Genomic DNA, 19,230 nt, shown 5'->3' with positions numbered 1-19,230 from the left:
AACTCCGCCCGGGGTCAGGGGAAGCTCCCCCTCAATTCATTTGTGCAACAGAGCCCGGTCGTCGCCTACGTCGCCTCGATGCCCTGAGGGAGCGGCACCGCCGGACGCGTGGTGCGCGACCGCTGCCGTCCCGCGCGGCGGCAAAGGCGCCGGACGGAAGTCTCCCGGGACGAAAACCATTCGTTCCGCGCGACCGGGCGCAAGGAAAAAAGTTCACTCCTTCGCATTAAGTGGTTCCACTTAGATGCGATTGTTGTAAATCCGATTTACACCCGCTAACATGCCGGCCGCGCACCGGGACCGCCCGGCGAAACCGCTGAACGCCCTTCCCTCCCGTATTCCGAGCGACGCTGAATCCGGCGGGCTTTGCCATGGGAAACCGGCCGGGGACGCTGCTGGAAACGATGTGTCTTTCGCGGGGGGCCAAAAGGCTCCCGTTCCTTCCCCTTATTCCTGAAGAAAATCCGAAAATGCGTGCCTCGATCAAATCCGCGGCCTTCGGCCTCGCCCTGGTTGCAGGTCTGGCCCATGCGAACGTGCCGGTCGCCAACAGCAACATCACCGAGGCCGAGGTGCTGGCCGCTCAGAAGGCCTGGGGCGACGCCCTGGTGAAGATCGCGCTCGACTACGAGGCCGGCGGCTTCGCGCGCGCCAAGGCCACGGCCGAGGCGGTGATCGACGCGGCCTACGGCTACCAGGCGGGCCCGGTGCTGTTCAAGCCGACGCTGGCGGCGGCGCCGCAGACCTTCCGCACCACGCGCGAGGGCGCGCTGGCCTATTTCGTCGGCGGCAACCCCGCCTTCCCGAAGGACAGCGGCTTCGCGCTCAAGGGCTGGCGCGCGGTCGAGGTGGCCAACAGCGCGATGCTGATCAACGGCAACATCGCCACGACGATGGGCAACGTGACGATCACCGACAAGAGCGGCAAGCGCACCGTCGTCGACAAGACCTGGACCTTCCGCAAGGACGACAGCGGCAAGCTGCGCATCGTCGTGCACCATTCCTCGCTGCCCTACGCGGGCCAGTAATCCGACGATCGTGCGGGGCCCGGACCGCCGCGGCGGGCGGCCGAATGCCGCGCCGGGAAACCCCGCCGCCGGATCACGGCCCCGGCGCGCTTGCGGCGCACCGGGGCCGTTTCGGCGCAAGCGTGGCGCCGGCGGCCCGGGGATTCAGATCCGCCGCCGCCGGCTGACCAGGTGCAGCAACAGCAGCAGCACCACCGCCCCGACGAACGCGACGAAGATCGTCCCCGCCAGTCCGCCGAAGGGCGTGCCGATGTCGAGCGCGTCGAACAGCCAGCCGCCGACGAAGGCGCCGACGATGCCGACCACGATGTCGCCGAGCAGCCCGACGCCGCCGACGAGCAGCGATGCGAGCACGCCCGCGACCAGTCCGACGATGAGCAAGGTGATCAGGTCCATGATGGCCTCCGGGGAAGTAGCGATGACCGGGACAGGCAAGCGGCGCACCTGATCGCGCCGCCGCATCCTGCGTGTTTTCCCCTGCCGGGCGCGTGCCGCGCCCTCCTGTGGCCCACTGCGGGATGCGACCGCGTCGTCGACGCCGCGGCGCCCCGAAGGACAAGCCCCCTGAGGACGGACGAGGAGACCCCGATGCTCGCGATCAAGACCGCCCAGCGCGACTGGCAGCCCACCCCCTACCCCGGCATCGAGCGCTGCCTGTTCCGCAACAACGACAGCGGCGGCCGCTCGTCGCTGGTGCGGCTGGTCGCCGGCTCGCGCTTTCCGCGCCATGCGCACCAGGGCACCGAGGAGGTGGTGGTGCTGTCGGGCCTCGTGATGCTCGGCGAGGTCGAGCTCGCCGCGGGCGACTACCTGTTCACCGAGCCGGGCGAGGAGCACGACGTGCGCGCGCTGACCGACGCGATGATCTTCGTCTCCTCGCAGAAGGCGACGCCGCTGCTCGAGACGAGCTGAGGCGCTCTCCCCGGGCCGTGCCGGGCGCGCCGCCGGACCGCGGCCGGCCCCCGATAATCCCGCCCCATGCACCTGCTCATCCCCCACGCCTCGGCGCTGTCCGAGGCGGGCCGCCACGCCCTGCGCGAGCTGCGCCTGCCGAACCTCGCCGCGCTGCTCGCGGCGCTGGCGCCCGCCGCGCGCGACGAGGCCGACGAATTCACGCTCGACGCGCCGCACGAGCGCGCCTTGGCCGCCCTGTTCGGCTGGCAGGCGCCCGCGGGCGAACTGCCCTGGGGCGCCCACCTCGCCGAGCGCGACGGGATCGATCCCGGCACGCAGGCCTGGGGGCTGCTGACGCCGGCGCACTGGCATGTCGGCACCGACCAGGTCTCGCTGCTGCCGCCCGAGGCGCTCGCGCTCGACGAGGCGGCGTCGCGCGAGCTGTTCGCGCTGGTCGCGCCGCTGTTCGAGTCCGAGGGCTGGGCGCTGCACTGGGGCGCGCCGCTGCGCTGGTACGCGGCGCACGAGTCGCTCGCCGGGCTGCCCACCGCCTCGCTCGACCGCGTGATCGGCCGCAACGTCGACACGTGGCTGAGCGACCATCCGCAGGTGCGCCTGATCCGGCGGCTGCAGGCCGAGATGCAGATGACGCTCTACGTGCACCCGTCGAGCGACCGGCGCGCCGAGGCCGGGCTGCTGCCGGTCAACTCGTTCTGGCTCAGCGGCTGCGGCCGCCACCAGCCGGCGCGGCCCGCCGCGGACCTGGTCGTCGACGAGCGGCTGCGCGCGCCGCTGCTGCAGGACGACTGGGCCGGCTGGGCCGAGGCCTGGGCGGCGCTCGACGCCGGACCGCTCGCCGACGCGCGCGCGGCGCTCTCGCGCGGCGAGGCGGTGGCGCTGACGCTGTGCGGCGAGCGCGCCGCGCAGCGCTTCGAGCCGCAGTCGCGCGGGCTGCTGGCGCGGCTGGCGGGACGCTTCAGGACCGTCGAGCCGGCCGACGTGCTGCTCGGCCTGTGAAGGAAGAAGAACCGACCATGAACATCACCGTCCGCGAGATCCCGCCGCGCGCCGCCTGGGCGCTGGAGCAGGCCGGCGTCCACCCGCTGCTCGCGCGCCTCTATGCCGCGCGCGGCATCCGCAGCAAGGACGAGCTCGACGATTCGCTGGGCAAGCTGCTGCCGCCGGACCTGCTGCACGGCGCCGCCGCCGCGCGGCTGCTCGCCGACGCGATCGGCAGGCGACAGCGCCTGTGCGTGATCGCCGACTACGACTGCGACGGCGCCACCGCCTGCGCCGTCGCGCTGCGCGGCCTCGCGCTGCTCGGTGCGGCGCCCGACACGCTCGCCTACGTGGTGCCCGACCGCGCGATCCACGGCTACGGGCTCACGCCCGCGATCGTCGACCTCGCGCTCGCCAAGCGTCCCGACGTGCTGATCACGGTCGACAACGGCATCGCGAGCCTCGCGGGCGTGGCGCACGCCCGCGACAAGGGCCTTCAGGTGCTCGTCACCGACCACCACCTGCCGGCGGTGGTGGACGACGCGGTGGTGCTGCCCGAGGCCGAGGTGATCGTGAACCCGAACCAGCCCGGCTGCGCCTTCCCAAGCAAGAACATCGCCGGCGTCGGCGTGATCTTCTACGTGCTGCTCGCGCTGCGGGCCGAGCTGCGCGCGCGCGGCGCCTTCCCGGCCGACCGGCAGCCGCGGCTCGACGCGCTGCTCGACCTCGTCGCGCTCGGCACCGTCGCCGACGTGGTGAAGCTCGACGCGAACAACCGCCGTCTCGTCGCGCAGGGCTTGAAGCGCATCCGCGCCGGGCGCATGCACGCGGGAGTCGCGGCGCTGTTTACCGCCGCCGGGCGCGACGCGCGCAAGGCCGGCGCCTTCGACTTCGGCTTCGCCCTGGGCCCGCGCATCAACGCCGCCGGGCGGCTCGCCGACATGACGCTCGGCATCGAGTGCCTGCTGACCGACGACGCGGCGCGCGCGGCCGAGCTCGCGCGCACGCTCGACGCGATCAACCGCGAGCGCCGCGACGTCGAGGCCGGCATGCGCGAGCAGGCCGAGATGCTGCTGGAGACACTGATGCCCGAGGACGAGCCGCCGCCGGCCGTGGCGCTGTTCGACCCGGACTTCCACGAAGGCGTGGTCGGCATCGTGGCCTCCCGGCTGAAGGACAAGCTGCACCGGCCGACCTTCGTGTTCGCGCTCGGGCAGGACGGTTTCCTGAAGGGCTCGGGCCGCTCGATCCCGGGCTTTCACCTGCGCGACGCGCTCGACCTCGTCAGCAAGCGCCACCCCGGCGTGCTGAGGAAGTTCGGCGGCCACGCGATGGCCGCCGGCGCGACGATCGCCGAGGAGGACTTCGACACCTTCGACGCGGCCTTCCAGCAGGTGGCTCGCGAATGGCTGGACGCGGCGCTGCTCGCGCGCACCGTGGCGACCGACGGGCCGCTCGAGCCGCAGTGGATCCGCCCCGAGGTCGCGCAGCTGCTCGAGCAGGAGGTCTGGGGCCAGGCCTTCGAGGCGCCGACCTTCCGCGACGAGGTCGAGGTGGTGGCCCAGCGCGTGGTCGGCGAGCGGCACCTGAAGCTGACGCTGCGCCACGGCGGCAGCCTGCGCGACGCGATCTGGTTCGGCCGTGTCGAGCCGCTGCCGAACCGGGTGGTGATGGCCTACCGCATCGCCGCCGACGAGTTCAACGGGCAGCAGCGGGTGCAGTTCGTCGTGCAGGAGGCGCTGCCGATCGGGCAGTGAGTCGGCGCGCTGTGCGCCGGCCCTGGCCGGGGAAACGCCCCGCCTGCAGGGCATGCGGCTTGCCCGGGAGGATGTACGAAGCTCATCCCGACGAGCCGCGGAGACGCGCCATGTCCCTCCTTCCGTACCTTTTCCCGAAGTCCCGGTGCCTGCCCGCCGCAGGCGCCGCGCTGCTCGCCGCGGCGCTGCTCGCCGGCTGTGGAGGCGGGGGCGGCTCCGACGCGCCGACGACCTCGCAGCCGACCGCCACCCTGCCCGAGGTGCGCGTGCACGCGAGCGGGCTGGAGTCGCCCTGGGCGATGACCTGGCTGCCGGACGGCCGCATGCTGGTGACCGAGAAGCCGGGGCGGCTGCGCATCGTCGAGGCCGACGGCAGCCGCGTCGGCGCGCCGATCGAGGGCCTGCCCCCGGTGCTTGCCGAGGGCAATGGCGGGCTGCTCGACGTCGCGCTGGCGCCCGACTTCGCGGGCAGCCGCCTCGTCTACTGGTCCTATGCGGAAGCCGGCAGCGGCGCCGAGGCCGCCCTGAGCGGCACCGCGGTGGCGCGCGGGCGGCTCAGCGCGGATGCGCGGCGGCTGGAGGACGTGCAGGTGATCTTCCGCCAGCAGCCGAAGGTGGACGACCCGCGCCACTACGGCTCGCGGCTCGTGTTCGCGCGCGACGGCCGGCTGTTCGTGACGCTCGGCGACCGCTACACGCGCCGCGACGACGCGCAGGACCTGTCGAACCACATCGGCAAGATCGTGCGCATCGAGGCCGACGGCCGGGTGCCGGCGGACAACCCCTTCGTCGGCCGCGCCGGCGCGCGGCCCGAGATCTGGAGCTGGGGCCACCGCAACGTGCAGGGCGCGGCGCTGCACCCGGACACCGGCGAGCTGTGGGCCTCCGAGCACGGCCCGCAGGGCGGCGACGAGCTCAACATCGTGCGCGCCAGCGGCAACTACGGCTGGCCGCGCGTGACCAGCGGCTGCGAGTACAGCACCTGCGCGCCGATCGGCTCGCGGGAGAACCTGCCCGGCATGGAGCCGCCGCTGTTCGACTGGATGCAGACCCGGATCGGGCCGAGCGGCCTCGCCTTCGTCACGAGCGAGCGCTATCCGCAGTGGCGCGGCCAGGCGCTGCTCGGCGGGCTCGCGTCGCGCTCGCTGTGGCGGCTCGAGCTGCGGGGCAACGAGGTGAGCGGCCGCGCCTCGATGTTCGCCGAGCGCGGCGAGCGCATCCGCGACGTGCGCCAGGGGCCCGACGGCCGCCTCTACCTGCTCACCGACGCGCGCGAGGGCCGCATCCTGCGCCTCGATCCCTGAGGGGCCGCACGCGGGCCGGCATGCCGGCTCCGCGCCGGCTGCGCGACACTGCGCTTCCTGCCTGTTCCCGCAAGGAGATCCCCGGATGCAAGCCCCCCTCCCCGGCCGGCGTCGTGCCCTGCGGCCCGCCGCCGCCGTGCTGCTGGCCGCCCTGTCGGCATCGATCGCGCCGCCGGCCGCGGCCCAGCCCGCCGGCACGCTGAAGACCGTCACCGTCGCGCGCGGGCTGCAGAACCCCTGGAGCCTCGCCTTCCTGCCCGACGGCCGCATGCTCGTCACCGAGCGGCCGGGGCGGCTGCGCGTGGTCGGCGCCGACGGCCGGCTCGGCGCGCCGATCGCCGGCCTGCCGAAGATCGACGCCGGCGGCCAGGGCGGCCTGCTCGACGTGGTGCCGGACCCGAAGTTCGACGAGAACCGGCTGATCTACTTCAGCTACAGCGAGCCGGCCGAGAGCGGCGGCGGCAACGGCACCGCGGTGGCGCGCGCGCGCCTCGACGGCGAGCGCCTGGCCGAGCTGCGCGTGATCTTCCGGCAGCAGCCGAAGGCGGACGGCAGCCTGCACTTCGGCTCGCGGCTCGTGTTCGCGCGCGACGGGCGGCTGTTCGTGACCCTGGGCGACCGCTTCTCGCGCCGCGACGCGGCGCAGGACCTGTCGAACCACATCGGCAAGATCGTGCGCATCGAGGCCGACGGCAGCGTGCCGCAGGACAACCCCTTCGCCGGCCGCGACGGCGCGCGCCCGGAGATCTGGAGCCTCGGCCACCGCAACGTGCAGGGCGCGGCGCTGCACCCCGAGAGCGGCGCGCTGTGGGCGCACGAGCACGGGCCGCAGGGCGGCGACGAGGTCAACGTCGTGCGCGCCGGCGGCAACTACGGCTGGCCGCTCGTCACCTCCGGCGGCGAGTACGGCAGCGGTCGCGCGATCGGCAGGAACCCGCCGCAGCCGGGCTTCGAGACGCCGCTGAAGCAGTGGGGGCCGCCCTCGGTCGCGCCGAGCGGCATGGCCTTCGTGACGAGCGAGCGCTATCCCGGCTGGAAGGGCAGCCTCGTCGTCGGCACGCTGCGCGCGCAGCGGCTGCTGCGCCTGACGCTCGACGGCGAGCGCGTCACCGGCGAGGAGGAGCTGCTGCCGCGGCTCAACGAGCGCATCCGCGACGTGCGCCAGGGCCCCGACGGCTGGCTCTACCTGCTCACCGACAGCAGCGACGGCCGGCTGATCCGGCTGGAGCGCTGAGAACGCCGTGGCCGGGGCGCGCATCGCCCCGGGCCCTTCCCCGCCAATCCTCGCGCCGCGGCAGGCTGGCGGCCGCCTTCCTACAATGAGCCCCGTGAACATCAAGAACGCCGACCTGCACAGCCACTCCTGCGTCTCCGACGGCACGCTGACACCGGAGGCGCTCGCGGAGCGCGCGGTGGCGCGGGGCGTCGAACTCTGGGCCCTCACCGATCACGACGAGGTCGGCGGCCAGCACCGCGCGCGCGACGCGGCGCTGGCGCTGGGCCTGCCCTACCTCTGCGGCGCCGAGATCTCGGTGACCTTCGGCGGCGAGACGGTGCACATCGTCGGCCTCGGCTTCGATCCGGATCACCCCGGGCTGGTCGAGGGCCTGAAGCGCACCCGCGGCGGGCGCGAGCAGCGCGCGCGCGAGATGGCCGCGAGCCTCGCGCAGGCCGGCATCGAGGGCGCCTACGAGGGCGCGCTGAAGTACGTCGGCAACCCGGACCTGATCTCGCGCACGCACTTCGCGCGCCACCTGGTCGAGGCCGGCGTCTGCCGCGACACCTACGAGGTCTTCCGCAAGTACCTGACCGAGGGCAAGCCCGGCTACGTGCCGCACCGCTGGGCCGCGCTCGGCGACGCGGTGCGCTGGATCCGCGAGGCCGGCGGCATTGCCGTGATCGCGCACCCGGGCCGCTACCGCTTCACCGCGAACGAGGAGTACGCGCTGTTCTCCGAGTTCCGCGAGCACGGCGGCCGCGGCGTCGAGGTCGTCACCGGCAGCCACACCGCGCAGGAGTTCGCCAAGTACGGCGACATGGCGCGCGAGTTCGACCTGCTCGCCTCGCGCGGCTCGGACTTCCACTCGCCCGAGGAGAGCCATGCCGACCTCGGCATGCTGCCGCACCTGAACGCGTCGCTGTCCCCGGTGTGGGAGGCGCTGGCCGACCGCATCCACCGGCCCTGATGCACGGCAGCGACCGCCGCCCCCGCGGGCCGCGGGTGCGCCGCGCCGCGCGGGGCGCCGCGTGAACCGCCGCCACCGCCCCGGGCTCGGCATCGCGCTGATCCTGCTGATGGCGCTTTGCTTCGGCACGATGGACACGAGCGTCAAGTACGTCGGCGCCTTCGTGCCGGTGCTGCTGGTGCTGACGCTGCGCTACGCCACGCAGGCGCTGGTGATGTCCGTCTGGCTGCTGCGGCGCGGCGGCCGGCAGGCCTTCCGCACGCAGCACCCGAAGTTCCAGCTCGTGCGCGGCGCGCTGCTGCTGTTCACGAGCGGCACCTCCTTCTTCGGCGTGCAGTACCTGCCGGTGGCCGAGTTCACCGCGATCGGCATGCTGACGCCGGTGGTCGTCACGCTGCTGGCCGGCTGGCTGCTGCGCGAGCGCGTGACGCGGCTGCGCTGGCTGCTGGTGTGCGGCGGCTTCGCCGGCGCGCTGATCGTGATCCGGCCGGGCAGCGGGCTGTTCGGCTGGGCGGTGCTGCTCCCGCTGACCGGCGCCTTCTCGTACGCGAGCTTCCAGGTGCTCACCAGCAAGCTCGCCGGCATGGAGGACCCGTACACGACGCACTTCTACACCGGGCTCATCGGCACCGCGCTGCTGCTGCCGCTGCTGTGGGCGAGCCCGGTGGAGCCGCTGGCGGTGCTGGCCGCCGCCGCGCCGCAGCACCTCGCGCTGCTCGCCGGCATCGGGCTGCTGGGTACCGCGGGCCACCTGTTCCTGATCCTCGCGCTCGGCTTCGCGCCGACCGCGACGCTGATGCCCTTCATCTACGCGCAGATCGCCGTCGCCGCCGCGGCGAGCTGGGCCCTGCTCGGCCACGTGCCGGACGGCTGGGCCTGGGTCGGCATGGCGGTGGTCGCCGCCTGCGGCGGCGCGTCGGCGGCGCTCAACTGGCGCCCGCCCCCCGCGGCCCGGCCCGTGCCGGCCGCCCCGGGGCACGGGGCCGCACGCCCCGCGGCCGAGTGAAGCCGCCGGCACGCCCGGGGATGTCAGGCAGCGCGCGGGGCGCTTCCCGCACAATCGGCGCATGGCCCAGTACTTCGAAGTCCATCCGGACAATCCGCAGCCGCGGCTGCTGAAGCAGGCGGCGCAGATCCTGCACGCCGGCGGCATCGCCGCGATCCCGACCGACTCCAGCTACGCGCTGGTCTGCCACCTCGACGACAAGACCGCGGCCGAGAACCTGCGCCGCATCCGCGGCGTCGACGACCGGCACCACCTGACGCTGCTGTGCCGCGACCTGTCCGAGCTCGCCAACTACGCGCGCGTGGACAACCGCCAGTACCGGCTGCTGAAGCTGGCGACGCCCGGCCCCTACACCTTCATCCTCGAGGCGACCAAGGAGGTGCCGCGGCGCGTGTCGCACCCCTCGCGGCGCACGATCGGGCTGCGCGTGCCCGAGCACGGCGTGGCGCAGGAGCTGCTGTCGGTCTTCGGCGAGCCGCTGCTCGCGACGACGCTGATCCCGCCGGGCGAGACCGAGCCGCTGAACGACCCGCAGGAGATCCGCGCGCGCTTCGAGCGCCAGATCCAGGCGGTGGTGGACGCGGGCGCCTGCGCGATGGAGCCCACCACGGTGATCGACCTCAGCAGCGGCGAGGCGGAGCTGGTGCGGCTCGGCCGCGGCGACCCGGCCGCGCTCGGCCTGTCAGCGTGAGGTCGCGGCAAGCACCGCGGCGATGCGCTCGGGATTGAAGCCGAGGACCGGCTGGCCGCGCACCAGCAGCGTCGGCGTGCCGCGGGCGCCGAGCGCCTGGTACTGCGCGGCGCAGCGGGCGTCGCGCTCGATGAAGCACTCGTCGAAGGGCACGCGGTGCTCGGTGAGCCACTCGCGCGCACGATTGCAGTAGACGCAGGTCTGCGACGAGATCATGCGGATGTCGCCCGGCTGCGCGCGGGCCTGCAGCTCGGCGGACAGCTTCTGCTCGCCCCGACCCTGGATCAGCAGCACGCCGCCGCTCATCGCCGCGATCAGCGCCCCCATCAGCAGCAGCGTGCGCAGCGGCTTCGGCGCATCGGCGGCCGGCGGCGGCGAGTCCTGCGGGCGGGGATCCTGCGGCGCGTTCATGGCGCGAGCGCCGCGGTGACGACGATCTCGATGCGCCACTCGGGCCGCGCGAGCCTCGCCTGCACCGTGGCGCGCGGCGGCGCGCTGCCGGCCGGCACCCAGGCGTCCCAGGCGGCGTTCATGCCGTCGTAGTCCGCCAGGTCGGCGAGGAAGATCTGCGCCATCAGGATGCGCGACTTGTCGCTGCCGGCCTCGGCCAGCAGCCGGTCGACCATGCCCAGCACCTGCGCGGTCTGCCCGCCGATGTCGAGCGAGCCGTCGTCCGGCACCTGGCCGGCGAGGTAGACCGTGCCGTTGTGGACCGCCATCTCCGACAGGCGGGCCCCGACGTGGAAACGCTGCACCATCTCAATGCCCCTTGCGCCGCGGCTTGCCGCGGCCGTGCTTGTTGCCGGGCTTGCCCCCCGGCTGGCTGCCCTGCGCCGGCGGCGCGGCAGGCTTGGACGACTTCTGGCCGATGCGGCTCTCGGTGCCGGCCAGCAGCTTGCGGATGTTGCCCTCGTGGCGCCAGACCAGCAGCGCCGCCATGAACAGCGCCATGCCGGCCACCGGGCCCATGCCCCAGACGAGGATCTGGAAGAAGGGCGCGAACACCGCCGCAACGATCGCGGCCAGCGACGAGTAGCGGAAGAAGAACGCGATGATCAGCCAGGTGGCGAGCGTCGCGACGCCGAGCAGCGGATTGATCGCGAGCAGCACGCCCGCGGCGGTCGCGACGCCCTTGCCGCCCTGGAAGCGGAAGAACACCGGCCAGACATGGCCGACGAAGGCCGCGAGGCCGACCATCGCCGCGGTGCCCTCGCCCAGGCCCCAGGGCTCGCCCCAGAAGCGCACCGCGAGCACCGGCAGCACGCCCTTGAGCGCGTCGAACACCAGCGTCAGGATCGCCGCGGCCTTGTTGCCCGAGCGCAGCACGTTGGTCGCGCCGGGGTTCCCGGAGCCGTAGCTGCGCGGGTCGCTCAGGCCCATCAGGCGGCTGACGATGACGGCGAAGGACAGCGAGCCGAGCAGGTAGCCGGCGACGACGGCGGCGAAGGGAATCAGGGTCTCCATGGGACGTGCTTCGAGTGGGGGTCGCCATTGTGCACCGGGCGGCCGCCCCCGCCACCGGGCACGCCCCGGCCTGTCGTCCCCACCCCGGCAGCTTGTAGGAATTTGCCTGACACGCGGTTTGGCGCGCCGCCCACTGCAAGCGATGCGAGTGCCTGCTTACATTGGACGCCATCGATCCATCGCGATGCGCAGCCGGCCTGGCCCGGTGCCCCCGGCCCGCATCGCCCACCGGCGGCCACGAGCCGCCCAGAGAGACGAGACCCCATGCAAGCAGCCCTTTCCGTCCGCCCCGACCTCAACGCCAAGCTCCGCGAGTACAGCCCGCTGGTGCACCGCATGGCCCGCCGCATGATGACCAAGCTGCCGGCCAACGTCGAGTTCGACGACCTGGTGCAGGCGGGGCTGCTGGGGCTCAACGAGGTGCTCAGCCGCTTCGACGAGGCGCAGGGCGCGCAGTTCGAGGCCTATGCCGGCCAGCGCATCCGCGGCGCGATGCTCGACGAGCTGCGCAGCGCCGACTGGGCCACGCGCAGCAGCCGGCGCCAGCAGCGCGCGGTGGCCGGCGCGGTGCAGCAGCTCGAGCACGAGCTCGGCCGCGCGCCGCAGGACGCGGAGGTGGCGCAGCGCCTGGAGATGCCGCTGGCCGAATACCACGAGCTGCTGACCGAGGCGCACGGCTCGCAGATGCTGTCGCTGGAGGACCTGGGCGCCGAGGACAGCGGCGACTACCTCGACCGCCACCTCGCCGACGAGCAGGGCGACCCGCTCTCGATGCTGCGCGAGCAGCGCCTGCGCGCCGACCTCGCCGAGGCGATCGAGGCGCTGCCCGAGCGCGAGCGCTACGCGATGAGCATGTACTACGAGCACGAATGCAGCCTCAAGGAGATCGCCGCGGTGCTCGGCGTCACCGACTCGCGCGTCTGCCAGCTGCACCGCCAGGCGATCAACCGCCTGCGCAAGGTCCTCAGCGACTGGTGATCGCCCGCCCCGGCCCGGGCTCGGCTCTTCTTCGCCCCCTTCAGTCGACGCTCGCGCACTGCACCGGCCGCGCCTTCAGCAGCGCGACCAGCACCTGCGGATCGATCCCGACCAGGTAGCCGCGCCGCCCGCCGTTGATGCAGATGCGCGGCAGCTGCAGCACCGTCTCCTCGACGTAGACCGGCATCTCCTTCCTCGTGCCGAAGGGCGAGGTGCCGCCGACCAGGTAGCCGCTGTGGCGCTGCGCCACCTCCGGCTTGCAGGGCTCGACCTTCTTCGCGCCGATCTGGCGCGCCAGGTTCTTGGTGCTGACCTGCCGGTCGCCGTGCATCAGCACGACGAGCGGCTTCGCGTCCTGGTCCTGCATCACCAGCGTCTTGACCACCGCGTGCTCGTCGACGCCGAGCTGGCGCGACGATTCGGCCGTGCCGCCGTGCTCGACGTAGTCGTAGACATGCTCGGTGAAGGCGACGCCGTGGCGGCGCAGCAGCTGTGTCGCCGGGGTCTCCGAAACGTGTTCCTTGCGGGCCATCTCCGCTGCCCTCCCCTCACTGCGCCGGGTCGCGCATCTCCCAGCGGATGCGGTCGATCGCCTCGAGCACTTCGGCGCCGAGCGTCACGTTCGCCGCGTCGAGGTTCTCGCGCAGCTGCTGCGGGCTCGTCACGCCGATGATCGTGCTCGCGACGAGCGGCCGGCGGCTGTTGCAGAAACCGAGCGCGAGCTGCACCGGCGTGAGGCCGTGCTCGCGCGCCAGCGCGTTGTAGCGGCGCGCGGCCGCGAGCGCCTCCGGGCGCCCCCAGCGCTGCTGGCGCATCGACTCGAACACCGACAGGCGCCCGTCCGGCGCACCGGCCTCGCCCGGCGCGGCCGCGTCGTACTTGCCCGTCAGCAGCCCGAAGGCGAGCGGCGAGTAGGCCAGCAGCGAGACCTGCTCGCGGTGCAGCGTCTCGTCGAGCGCGTTCTCGACGCTGCGGTTGACCAGGCAGTACGGGTTCTGCACCGAGACGATGCGCGGCAGGCCGTGCGCCTCGGCGAGCCGCGCGAACTCGCTCACGCCCCAGGGCGTCTCGTTGGACAGGCCGACGTGGCGCACCTTGCCCGCGCGCACCAGCCGCGCGAGCGCCTCGAGCTGCTCCAGCACGCCCGGCGACGACGAGGGCTGGGCCGGGTCGAAGTACAGGCGGCCGAACATCGGCACCGGGCGCGCCGGCCAGTGGATCTGGTAGAGGTCGATGCGGTCGGTGCCGAGGCGCTCGAGGCTCGCGTCGCAGGCGGCGACGATCGCGTCGGCTGTGAACGCGCTCGCGCTCGGGATCCACGGGTAGCGGCCCGGGCCGGCGACCTTCGACGCGAGCACGACACGCTCGCGCACGCCGGGGCGCGACGCGAACCAGCTGCCGAGGATGCGCTCGGTGGCGCCGTAGCTGCCCTCGCGCGCCGGCACCGGGTACATCTCGGCGGCGTCGATGAAGTCCACGCCGCGCGCCAGCGCCTCGTCGAGCAGGGCGTGCGCGGCCGACTGCTGCACCTGCTCGCCGAAGGTCATCGTGCCGAGGCAGACGCGGCTGACCTCGAGGTCGCTGCGGCCGAGGGTGACTCGTTCCATGGGGCTCGTTCCTGATCGCTGTGGTTCCTGGAGCCGCCGAGTTTGCCCGAAGGCCGCGCGGCCCGCACGCGGCGGTGCCCGCCGCCGGCCTGTCCCGGCTCCGGCGGGCGGCACAATCGGCGGACCGTCCTGCCACGCAGCGCCCCATGACCGCATCCACGTCCGCCGTCCTGCCGCGCCCCTGGAACGACACGCCGTCCCGGCGCGAGCGCGCGATGCGCGCCGCGCTGTTCGTGCTGGTGGCGGCGCTGCACGTCCTCGTGCTGCGCTGGCCCGTGGCACGGCCGGACGCGCCGCAGCCGGCGGCACGCGGCGACCTGCGGATGCGCGGCCGCCTGATCCCGGTCCTGCCCCCGACCGGGGCGCCGCACCGGGAGCCGGCGGCCCGGCCGCCGCTCCCGCCGACGCCGCAGGACGCATCCTCGCGCACCCCCGCCCGGGGGCCTCGCGGACGGGAGCGCCCGGTCTTCCCCGCCGCCGGCGCGTCCGCGATGCCGGCGACGCCGACGCCCGCGGTGGAGCCCGCGACAGCGCCGGGCGATGCCGCAGCCGGCACGGCGCCGCTGCAGCTCGGGCTCCCGCCGACGTTCTCCGGCGTCGGCGCGCCGCTGCGCTCCCGGGCGCTGGAGGACCCGCGCACGGGCCCGCGCCGCACGGCGAGCGAGCGCTTTGCGGATCATGTGGGCGGCAGCGAGGCGCGGGTGGAGGAGGCCACCACCGCCGGCCGCCGCTTCCGCCAGGGCACGCGCTGCTGGGAGGCCCGGCCGTCGCGCGCCGCCGGCCTCGACCGCTTCAACGAGAGCGGCACCGCACCGCAACAGGTCGAGTCCTGCCGCTGACGGACCGCGCCCCCTGCCTGCTCCTCAGCCGGCGCTGCCGCGCGCCCGCTCCTCCTCCTGCAGCCGCAGCACGCGCCGCTGCACCTTGCCGGTGGTGGTCATCGGCAGCGCCTCGATGAACTCGAGCTCCTTCGGGTACTCGTAGGGCGCGAGCCGCCCGCGCACGTGCTGCTGCAGCTCCTCCACCAGCGCCGGCCCCGGATCGAACCCCGGCGCCAGCACCACGTAGGCCTTCACGAGCGCGCCGCGCTCCGGGTCGGGCTTCGGCACCACCGCGGCGTTGGCCACCGCCGGGTGCTTCACGAGGCAGTTCTCGACCTCGCTCGGGCCGATCCGGTAGCCGGCGGCCTTGAACACGTCGTCGCTGCGGCCCTGGTACCAGAGGTAGCCCTCGGCGTCCGTCACCGCGGTGTCGCCGGTGCGGCACCAGGAGTCGGCGGGGTCGCCGGTGAACTTGGCGCGCGTCGCGTCCTCGCGCTTCCAGTAGCCGAGGAAGAACACCGGGTCGGGGTCGCCGTGCACGTCGCGGCGGTGCACCGCGACGTCGCCCGGCACGCCCGGCGGGCAGGGCTGCCCGGCGTCGTCGATCACCGCGACGCGATGGCCCGGATAGGCGCGGCCCATGCTGCCGGGGCGCGCCGGCCAGCGCGCCGAGCAGTTGCCGACCACGTAGTTGATCTCGGTCTGGCCGAACATCTCGTTGACCTGCAGCCCGAGCTCGCGCTCGCACCACGCGAACACCGCGTCGCCCACCGCCTCGCCGGCGCTCATCACCGCGCGCAGCGCGAGCCGGTAGCGCTCGCGCGGGCGCGGCACCGCCTTCATCATCGCCTTGATCGCGGTCGGGAACAGGAAGCTGTGCGTGACGGCATGGCGCTCCATCAGCTCGAAGGCGCGCTCGGGCGAGAAGCGCCCCTGCCAGGCGACGATCGGGATGCCGAAGTAGAGCGAGGGCAGCAGCGCGTCCATCAGCCCGCCGGTCCAGGCCCAGTCGGCCGGGCTCCAGAACACCGCGTCGCCCGGCACGCCGCGCGGGCCGGCCGGGTCGAGCAGTTCGTCGAGCGTCGCGCCGTCGAGCCAGTTCTGGCTGCAGACGAAGCCGGTGAGGTTGCCGAGCAGCGCGCGCTGCGGGATCAGCGCGCCCTTCGGGGGGCCGGTGGTGCCGCTGGTGTAGATCAGCACCGCGCCCGCGTCGGCATGCGCCTCGGCGGCGGCGTGCTCGGGCGACTCGCGCGCGAGCGCCGCGCTCCAGTCGAGCTCGCCCTGCCCCTCGGCCTCGCCGACCGCGAGCAGGCACTCGAGCGCCGGGCAGGCGCCGCGCGCGGCGCGCAGGTTCGCGATCGCGCTCTCGTCGACGATCGCGACGCGCGCCTCGCTGTCCTGCAGCCGGTACTGCAGCGCCTCGGGGCCGAACAGCATCGACAGCGGCATCGCCACCGCGCCGAGCCGGTTCACCGCGATCTGCGCGATCGCGGTCTCGGGCCGCTGCGGCATCACGATCGCGACGCGGTCGCCGCGGCCGACGCCGAGCCGCGCGAGCGCGTTCGCCAGCCGCCCCGCCGCGGCATGCAGCTCGCCGTAGCTCAGCGTCGCGAGGCGCCCGTCCTCACGCTCGTGGATCACCGCCGGGCGGCCGGCGCTGGCAGGATCGCGCGCCCAGCGGCCGCAGCAGGCCTCGGCGATGCTGAAGTCCGGCGGCACCTGCCAGCGGAAGCCGGCGTGCAGTTCGGCGTAGGCGTCGGCGGCGGCGGGCTCGTGTGTCTTCGTCATGTCGTCTCGTCTCCTGCCGCGAGCATAGAGACGACTCGCGGGAGACGCCATCCGGGCCTGCCTCCGGTGGCAACCATGCCCTGCGGGCCCCCTAGAATCGCTGCGCAAAACGACGGGCGGGGCCCGGGGAGCACAGAACGATGACATTCCTGGCCTGGCTCGTGGACGCCGCATCCGGCGCCCGCTCCCCCGCAATTCCGGGCCCCGGCGCGAAGTTGCGCCTCGGAGCCCTCCTCGCTCTGACGCTGCTGCTCGCCGCCTGCGGCGGAGGCGGCGCAGGCGAGGCCGGCGGTGGGCCGGCGCCCTTGCTGCCGCAGCGCGACTACTTCCCCCTCGCCGAGGGCAACCGCTGGATCTACGCGAACGAGGCCGGCCAGGCGTCGCGCACCGTGAGCGTGCTCGGCACGCAGGCGGTGGAGGGCCGCACCGGAAGCATCGTGGAGAGCACCGACGAGGACGGGGTGTTCCGGTCGATCGTCGTGTCGAGCGCGGAAGGCGTGCGCGAATACGCCACGGCCGCCTCCGGGCCGCTGCAACAGGCCGGCCCGATCGAGTTGCTGCGCCTGCCGCTGCGCATCGGCGACTCCTTCGTGCAGGTCGACCGCACGATCGAGGCGGAAGACCTCGACGGGGACGGGCGCGGCGAGCGGATGACGATCCGGGCCGTGGCCACCGTCATCGGCCTGGAGAGGGTGAGCACGCCGGCGGGCGACTTCGCCGACTGCCTGCACCAGCGCAGCGCGGTGTCCCAGACCGTCGTGCTCAGCCGCGACGGGCGGCAGGTGCGCGTCGAGACCACGCACGACGAGTGGTATGCGCCGGACGTGGGCCTGGTGCGCGACGCCATGACGACGCGCAGCGGCAGCTTCAGCGAAACGAGCACCGGGCAGCTCCTGGCCTACCGCGTCGGCTCGCGCAGCAGCGACGCGGTGCCGCCGACGATCGAAGCGGTGGCGCCCGCTCCCGGCGTGGCCCGAGGCGCGGGCATGGTCGTCAGCGTGACCTTCAGCGAGCCGGTGGACGCCGCCTCCCTCGCCTCCGGCAGCTTCTCGGTCCTCGACGGCGGCAACCGCGCGGTGCCGGGGACCGTGCGGGTGGATGGGAACACGGCGCGCTTCGTCCCGGCCCAGGCCTGGGCCGAGGGCAGCTACACCGCTCGCGTCGGCACCGGGGCGAAGGACCTGCTGGGCAATGCCCTGGGCCCTGGCGGCCGAGCGGAGTTGGCGCTTCGAGGTCGATGCCGCCGGACCCGGCGTGGCGAGCACCTTCCCCGCCGAAGGGGCCCGGGACGCGGCGCTGACAGGCGCGATCGTGCTCGAGTTCAGCGAGCCGCTCGCCCCGTCGAGCGTGAATGCGTACAGCATCGAGCTGAGCGACCTGAGCCAGGCGATCCCCGCCTCCTTGTCGGTGCAGGGAGCGACAGTGACCCTCGTGCCGTCCGTTGCGCTGCAGCCCGGCAGGAGCTACCGCGTCTCCGTGAGGGGCTCGGTCGCCGACGCGCTCGGCAACCCGATGGGGACGGCCTTCGAGCTGAACTTCATGACCGACCAGGGCCGGTTCGCCTACCCGGTGAGGCTGGCCCCGGCGATCAGCACCGACGCGATGGCCATCGGCGATGTGAACGGCGACGGCATGGCCGATGTCGTGCTGACGAGCGGCATGGCCGACGCGCCTGCCGACGAGTCCGCGCTGTTCGTGGCCGCAGGCCGGGCCGACGGCAGCCTGGGGACGCCGGCGCGAACGGGCGCCGGCCGCTTCCTCTCGTGCTGGCTCACCTCGGTCGCCATCGGCGACCTCGACGGCGACGGCCGCAACGAGGTGGTCGTGGGCGGCAACGGCTGCGGCGCGGCGGTGTTCCGCCAGGGCAGCGGCGGCAGCCTGGTGCTGGCGAGCCTGCTGAACCGTGCCGACATGGCCCGGGTGCGCCTCGCGGACCTCGACGGGGATGGCCGGGCGGAGTTGCTCGGCGGCAGCCTTGCAAGCGACCAGCTCAGCATCTGGCGCCAGAACGCGGCAGGCGAGCTGGTCCTCCACGCCACGCCCGGGCTCGGCGCCACCGGCGCGGCCGACTTCGAGGTCGCCGACGTGAATGGCGACGGCCGCCCCGACCTCGTCGCCGCGGTGAGCGGGAGTTACGTCGCGGTGCTGCGGCAGCAGGCCGACGGCAGCTTCGCGGCGCCCGATCGCCTGGCGACCGACAATTCCTGGGGCGGGCCTCAGGGAATCGCCGTCGGCGACCTGAACGGCGACGGCCGCAAGGACGTGGTGATCGCCGCGGGGGGCAATTGGCCGAACGCCTACATCGGCGTGTTCCACCAGCGCAGCGACGGCAGCCTCGGGCCGATGAGCCGCATGGCCAGCCACGACATCCCGCTGGCGGTGCGGGTGGCCGACCTCGACGGCGACGGACGGGCGGACGTGATCGTCTCGCACCAGGGATGGATGAAGGCCGGCATCTACCTGCAGCAAGCGGACGGCACGCTTGCCGCCGAGGAGCTGTTCATCGCGCCCTACGGCAACTTCAACCCCCACTCGATGGCGGTGGGCGACGTGAACCGCGACGGGCGCCCCGACATCGCGCTGGCGGGGGAACTGCTGCTGCAGAAGCCGGGGACGAACCCGCTCACCCGCCTTGCGCCGAGCCGGTGGCGCACGCTGTCCGGCTCGCCGGGCGCGAAATGACCGCGCCTGCCGTCGGCGCGGCGAC

General features: G+C 73.9%; 20 protein-coding genes and 1 pseudogene. 13 read left to right on the top strand and 8 right to left on the bottom strand.

All coding sequences use genetic code 11. The features are described from left to right. The first annotated feature begins 470 nt into the window (after positions 1–470). A complete protein-coding gene (locus D3A59_RS14380) occupies positions 471–1,028 on the top strand; it encodes a hypothetical protein (protein WP_119155632.1) in 558 nt (185 codons plus the stop codon). A gap of 144 nt (positions 1,029–1,172) precedes the next feature. Here the strand turns inward: D3A59_RS14380 and D3A59_RS14375 are convergent, their stop codons facing one another. Next, positions 1,173–1,424, bottom strand: coding sequence for a GlsB/YeaQ/YmgE family stress response membrane protein (locus D3A59_RS14375; RefSeq protein WP_119155631.1), 252 nt, complete (start codon positions 1,422–1,424; stop codon positions 1,173–1,175). A gap of 192 nt (positions 1,425–1,616) precedes the next feature. Here D3A59_RS14375 and D3A59_RS14370 point away from each other — a divergent pair, with 192 nt between their 5' ends. The 8 genes from D3A59_RS14370 to D3A59_RS14335 all read left to right on the top strand — a co-directional run bounded on the left by D3A59_RS14370 (position 1,617) and on the right by D3A59_RS14335 (position 9,865). Then, positions 1,617–1,940 carry a cupin domain-containing protein gene (locus tag D3A59_RS14370; protein ID WP_119155630.1) on the top strand — a complete coding sequence of 108 codons (324 nt, stop codon included), beginning with the start codon at positions 1,617–1,619 and terminating at the stop codon, positions 1,938–1,940. Between the two features lie 66 nt (positions 1,941–2,006). Continuing rightward, the gene (locus tag D3A59_RS14365; RefSeq protein ID WP_119155629.1) at positions 2,007–2,939 is read left to right on the top strand and encodes a hypothetical protein; all 933 of its coding nucleotides are present in this window, start codon (positions 2,007–2,009) and stop codon (positions 2,937–2,939) included. 17 nt (positions 2,940–2,956) lie between these two features. Then, positions 2,957–4,678: a single-stranded-DNA-specific exonuclease RecJ gene (gene recJ / locus D3A59_RS14360; protein ID WP_119155628.1), complete on the top strand. Its 1,722-nt coding sequence runs from the start codon at positions 2,957–2,959 to the stop codon at positions 4,676–4,678. A 110-nt stretch (positions 4,679–4,788) separates the two neighbouring features. After that, complete coding sequence (locus D3A59_RS14355; RefSeq protein ID WP_119155627.1) at positions 4,789–5,982, top strand: PQQ-dependent sugar dehydrogenase; 1,194 nt, start codon at positions 4,789–4,791, stop codon at positions 5,980–5,982. A gap of 85 nt (positions 5,983–6,067) precedes the next feature. Next, the gene (locus D3A59_RS14350) at positions 6,068–7,216 is read left to right on the top strand and encodes a PQQ-dependent sugar dehydrogenase (RefSeq protein ID WP_119155626.1); all 1,149 of its coding nucleotides are present in this window, start codon (positions 6,068–6,070) and stop codon (positions 7,214–7,216) included. A gap of 85 nt (positions 7,217–7,301) precedes the next feature. After that, positions 7,302–8,168, top strand: coding sequence for a 3',5'-nucleoside bisphosphate phosphatase (locus D3A59_RS14345; protein WP_119155625.1), 867 nt, complete (start codon positions 7,302–7,304; stop codon positions 8,166–8,168). A gap of 61 nt (positions 8,169–8,229) precedes the next feature. Further along, complete coding sequence (locus D3A59_RS14340) at positions 8,230–9,174, top strand: DMT family transporter (protein WP_240636062.1); 945 nt, start codon at positions 8,230–8,232, stop codon at positions 9,172–9,174. 61 nt (positions 9,175–9,235) lie between these two features. Then, entirely contained in the window at positions 9,236–9,865 is a 630-nt protein-coding gene (locus D3A59_RS14335; RefSeq protein WP_119155624.1) for an L-threonylcarbamoyladenylate synthase, read from the top strand. Here D3A59_RS14335 and D3A59_RS14330 read toward each other — a convergent pair. From D3A59_RS14330 to plsY, 3 genes are read right to left on the bottom strand one after another with little or no spacing between them, the layout of a single operon-like run. Then, the gene (locus D3A59_RS14330; protein ID WP_119155623.1) at positions 9,857–10,276 is read right to left on the bottom strand and encodes a glutaredoxin family protein; all 420 of its coding nucleotides are present in this window, start codon (positions 10,274–10,276) and stop codon (positions 9,857–9,859) included. The genes D3A59_RS14335 and D3A59_RS14330 overlap by 9 nt on opposite strands. Then, complete coding sequence (locus tag D3A59_RS14325) at positions 10,273–10,623, bottom strand: RidA family protein (protein ID WP_336470419.1); 351 nt, start codon at positions 10,621–10,623, stop codon at positions 10,273–10,275. Before D3A59_RS14325 ends, D3A59_RS14330 begins: the two co-directional genes overlap by 4 nt. A gap of 1 nt (position 10,624) precedes the next feature. Next, positions 10,625–11,329, bottom strand: coding sequence for a glycerol-3-phosphate 1-O-acyltransferase PlsY (gene plsY, locus D3A59_RS14320; RefSeq protein ID WP_119155622.1), 705 nt, complete (start codon positions 11,327–11,329; stop codon positions 10,625–10,627). Positions 11,330–11,593: 264 nt separating this feature from the next. Here plsY and D3A59_RS14315 point away from each other — a divergent pair, with 264 nt between their 5' ends. Beyond that, positions 11,594–12,307 carry an RNA polymerase sigma factor FliA gene (locus D3A59_RS14315; protein ID WP_119155621.1) on the top strand — a complete coding sequence of 238 codons (714 nt, stop codon included), beginning with the start codon at positions 11,594–11,596 and terminating at the stop codon, positions 12,305–12,307. Between the two features lie 40 nt (positions 12,308–12,347). Here D3A59_RS14315 and ybaK read toward each other — a convergent pair whose 3' ends face one another. Both ybaK and D3A59_RS14305 read right to left on the bottom strand, forming a co-directional pair. Beyond that, a complete protein-coding gene (gene ybaK / locus D3A59_RS14310; RefSeq protein WP_119155620.1) occupies positions 12,348–12,839 on the bottom strand; it encodes a Cys-tRNA(Pro) deacylase in 492 nt (163 codons plus the stop codon). Between the two features lie 16 nt (positions 12,840–12,855). After that, positions 12,856–13,914 carry an aldo/keto reductase gene (locus D3A59_RS14305; protein WP_119155619.1) on the bottom strand — a complete coding sequence of 353 codons (1,059 nt, stop codon included), beginning with the start codon at positions 13,912–13,914 and terminating at the stop codon, positions 12,856–12,858. Between the two features lie 146 nt (positions 13,915–14,060). Between D3A59_RS14305 and D3A59_RS14300 the strand changes: the two genes are divergently transcribed. After that, complete coding sequence (locus D3A59_RS14300; RefSeq protein WP_119155618.1) at positions 14,061–14,753, top strand: hypothetical protein; 693 nt, start codon at positions 14,061–14,063, stop codon at positions 14,751–14,753. Positions 14,754–14,777: 24 nt separating this feature from the next. Here the strand turns inward: D3A59_RS14300 and D3A59_RS14295 are convergent, their stop codons facing one another. Beyond that, positions 14,778–16,523 carry an acetate--CoA ligase gene (locus D3A59_RS14295; RefSeq protein WP_119155617.1) on the bottom strand — a complete coding sequence of 582 codons (1,746 nt, stop codon included), beginning with the start codon at positions 16,521–16,523 and terminating at the stop codon, positions 14,778–14,780. A 355-nt stretch (positions 16,524–16,878) separates the two neighbouring features. Next, positions 16,879–17,406, bottom strand: a complete 528-nt coding sequence (locus tag D3A59_RS26395; RefSeq protein WP_240636061.1) for a hypothetical protein — start codon at positions 17,404–17,406, stop codon at positions 16,879–16,881. Between D3A59_RS26395 and D3A59_RS26865 the strand changes: the two are divergent. Further along, a pseudogene (locus D3A59_RS26865) lies at positions 17,369–17,662 on the top strand (Ig-like domain-containing domain); the annotation flags it as partial. The gene D3A59_RS26395 and the pseudogene D3A59_RS26865 sit on opposite strands and share 38 nt — an antisense overlap. Before the next feature lie 52 nt (positions 17,663–17,714). Continuing rightward, positions 17,715–19,205: an FG-GAP-like repeat-containing protein gene (locus D3A59_RS14285; protein WP_170162349.1), complete on the top strand. Its 1,491-nt coding sequence runs from the start codon at positions 17,715–17,717 to the stop codon at positions 19,203–19,205. The last annotated feature ends 25 nt before the right edge of the window (positions 19,206–19,230 follow it).

It is taken from the genome of Caldimonas tepidiphila (assembly GCF_003569765.1).
Taxonomy (GTDB): domain Bacteria; phylum Pseudomonadota; class Gammaproteobacteria; order Burkholderiales; family Burkholderiaceae_C; genus Caldimonas; species Caldimonas tepidiphila.
The sequence above is the reverse complement of the archived record's forward strand: the minus strand, read 5'-3'. Positions and strand labels throughout refer to the sequence as shown.

Coding starts and splice junctions, on each gene's coding strand:
- D3A59_RS14380 (WP_119155632.1), top strand. CDS start 471: ATGCGTGCCTCGATCAAATCCGCGGCCTTCGGCCTCGCCCTGGTTGCA.
- D3A59_RS14375 (WP_119155631.1), bottom strand. CDS start 1,424: ATGGACCTGATCACCTTGCTCATCGTCGGACTGGTCGCGGGCGTGCTC.
- D3A59_RS14370 (WP_119155630.1), top strand. CDS start 1,617: ATGCTCGCGATCAAGACCGCCCAGCGCGACTGGCAGCCCACCCCCTAC.
- D3A59_RS14365 (WP_119155629.1), top strand. CDS start 2,007: ATGCACCTGCTCATCCCCCACGCCTCGGCGCTGTCCGAGGCGGGCCGC.
- recJ (WP_119155628.1), top strand. CDS start 2,957: ATGAACATCACCGTCCGCGAGATCCCGCCGCGCGCCGCCTGGGCGCTG.
- D3A59_RS14355 (WP_119155627.1), top strand. CDS start 4,789: ATGTCCCTCCTTCCGTACCTTTTCCCGAAGTCCCGGTGCCTGCCCGCC.
- D3A59_RS14350 (WP_119155626.1), top strand. CDS start 6,068: ATGCAAGCCCCCCTCCCCGGCCGGCGTCGTGCCCTGCGGCCCGCCGCC.
- D3A59_RS14345 (WP_119155625.1), top strand. CDS start 7,302: ATGAGCCCCGTGAACATCAAGAACGCCGACCTGCACAGCCACTCCTGC.
- D3A59_RS14335 (WP_119155624.1), top strand. CDS start 9,236: ATGGCCCAGTACTTCGAAGTCCATCCGGACAATCCGCAGCCGCGGCTG.
- D3A59_RS14330 (WP_119155623.1), bottom strand. CDS start 10,276: ATGAACGCGCCGCAGGATCCCCGCCCGCAGGACTCGCCGCCGCCGGCC.
- D3A59_RS14325 (WP_336470419.1), bottom strand. CDS start 10,623: ATGGTGCAGCGTTTCCACGTCGGGGCCCGCCTGTCGGAGATGGCGGTC.
- plsY (WP_119155622.1), bottom strand. CDS start 11,329: ATGGAGACCCTGATTCCCTTCGCCGCCGTCGTCGCCGGCTACCTGCTC.
- D3A59_RS14315 (WP_119155621.1), top strand. CDS start 11,594: ATGCAAGCAGCCCTTTCCGTCCGCCCCGACCTCAACGCCAAGCTCCGC.
- ybaK (WP_119155620.1), bottom strand. CDS start 12,839: ATGGCCCGCAAGGAACACGTTTCGGAGACCCCGGCGACACAGCTGCTG.
- D3A59_RS14305 (WP_119155619.1), bottom strand. CDS start 13,914: ATGGAACGAGTCACCCTCGGCCGCAGCGACCTCGAGGTCAGCCGCGTC.
- D3A59_RS14300 (WP_119155618.1), top strand. CDS start 14,061: ATGACCGCATCCACGTCCGCCGTCCTGCCGCGCCCCTGGAACGACACG.
- D3A59_RS14295 (WP_119155617.1), bottom strand. CDS start 16,523: ATGACGAAGACACACGAGCCCGCCGCCGCCGACGCCTACGCCGAACTG.
- D3A59_RS14285 (WP_170162349.1), top strand. CDS start 17,715: ATGCCCTGGGCCCTGGCGGCCGAGCGGAGTTGGCGCTTCGAGGTCGAT.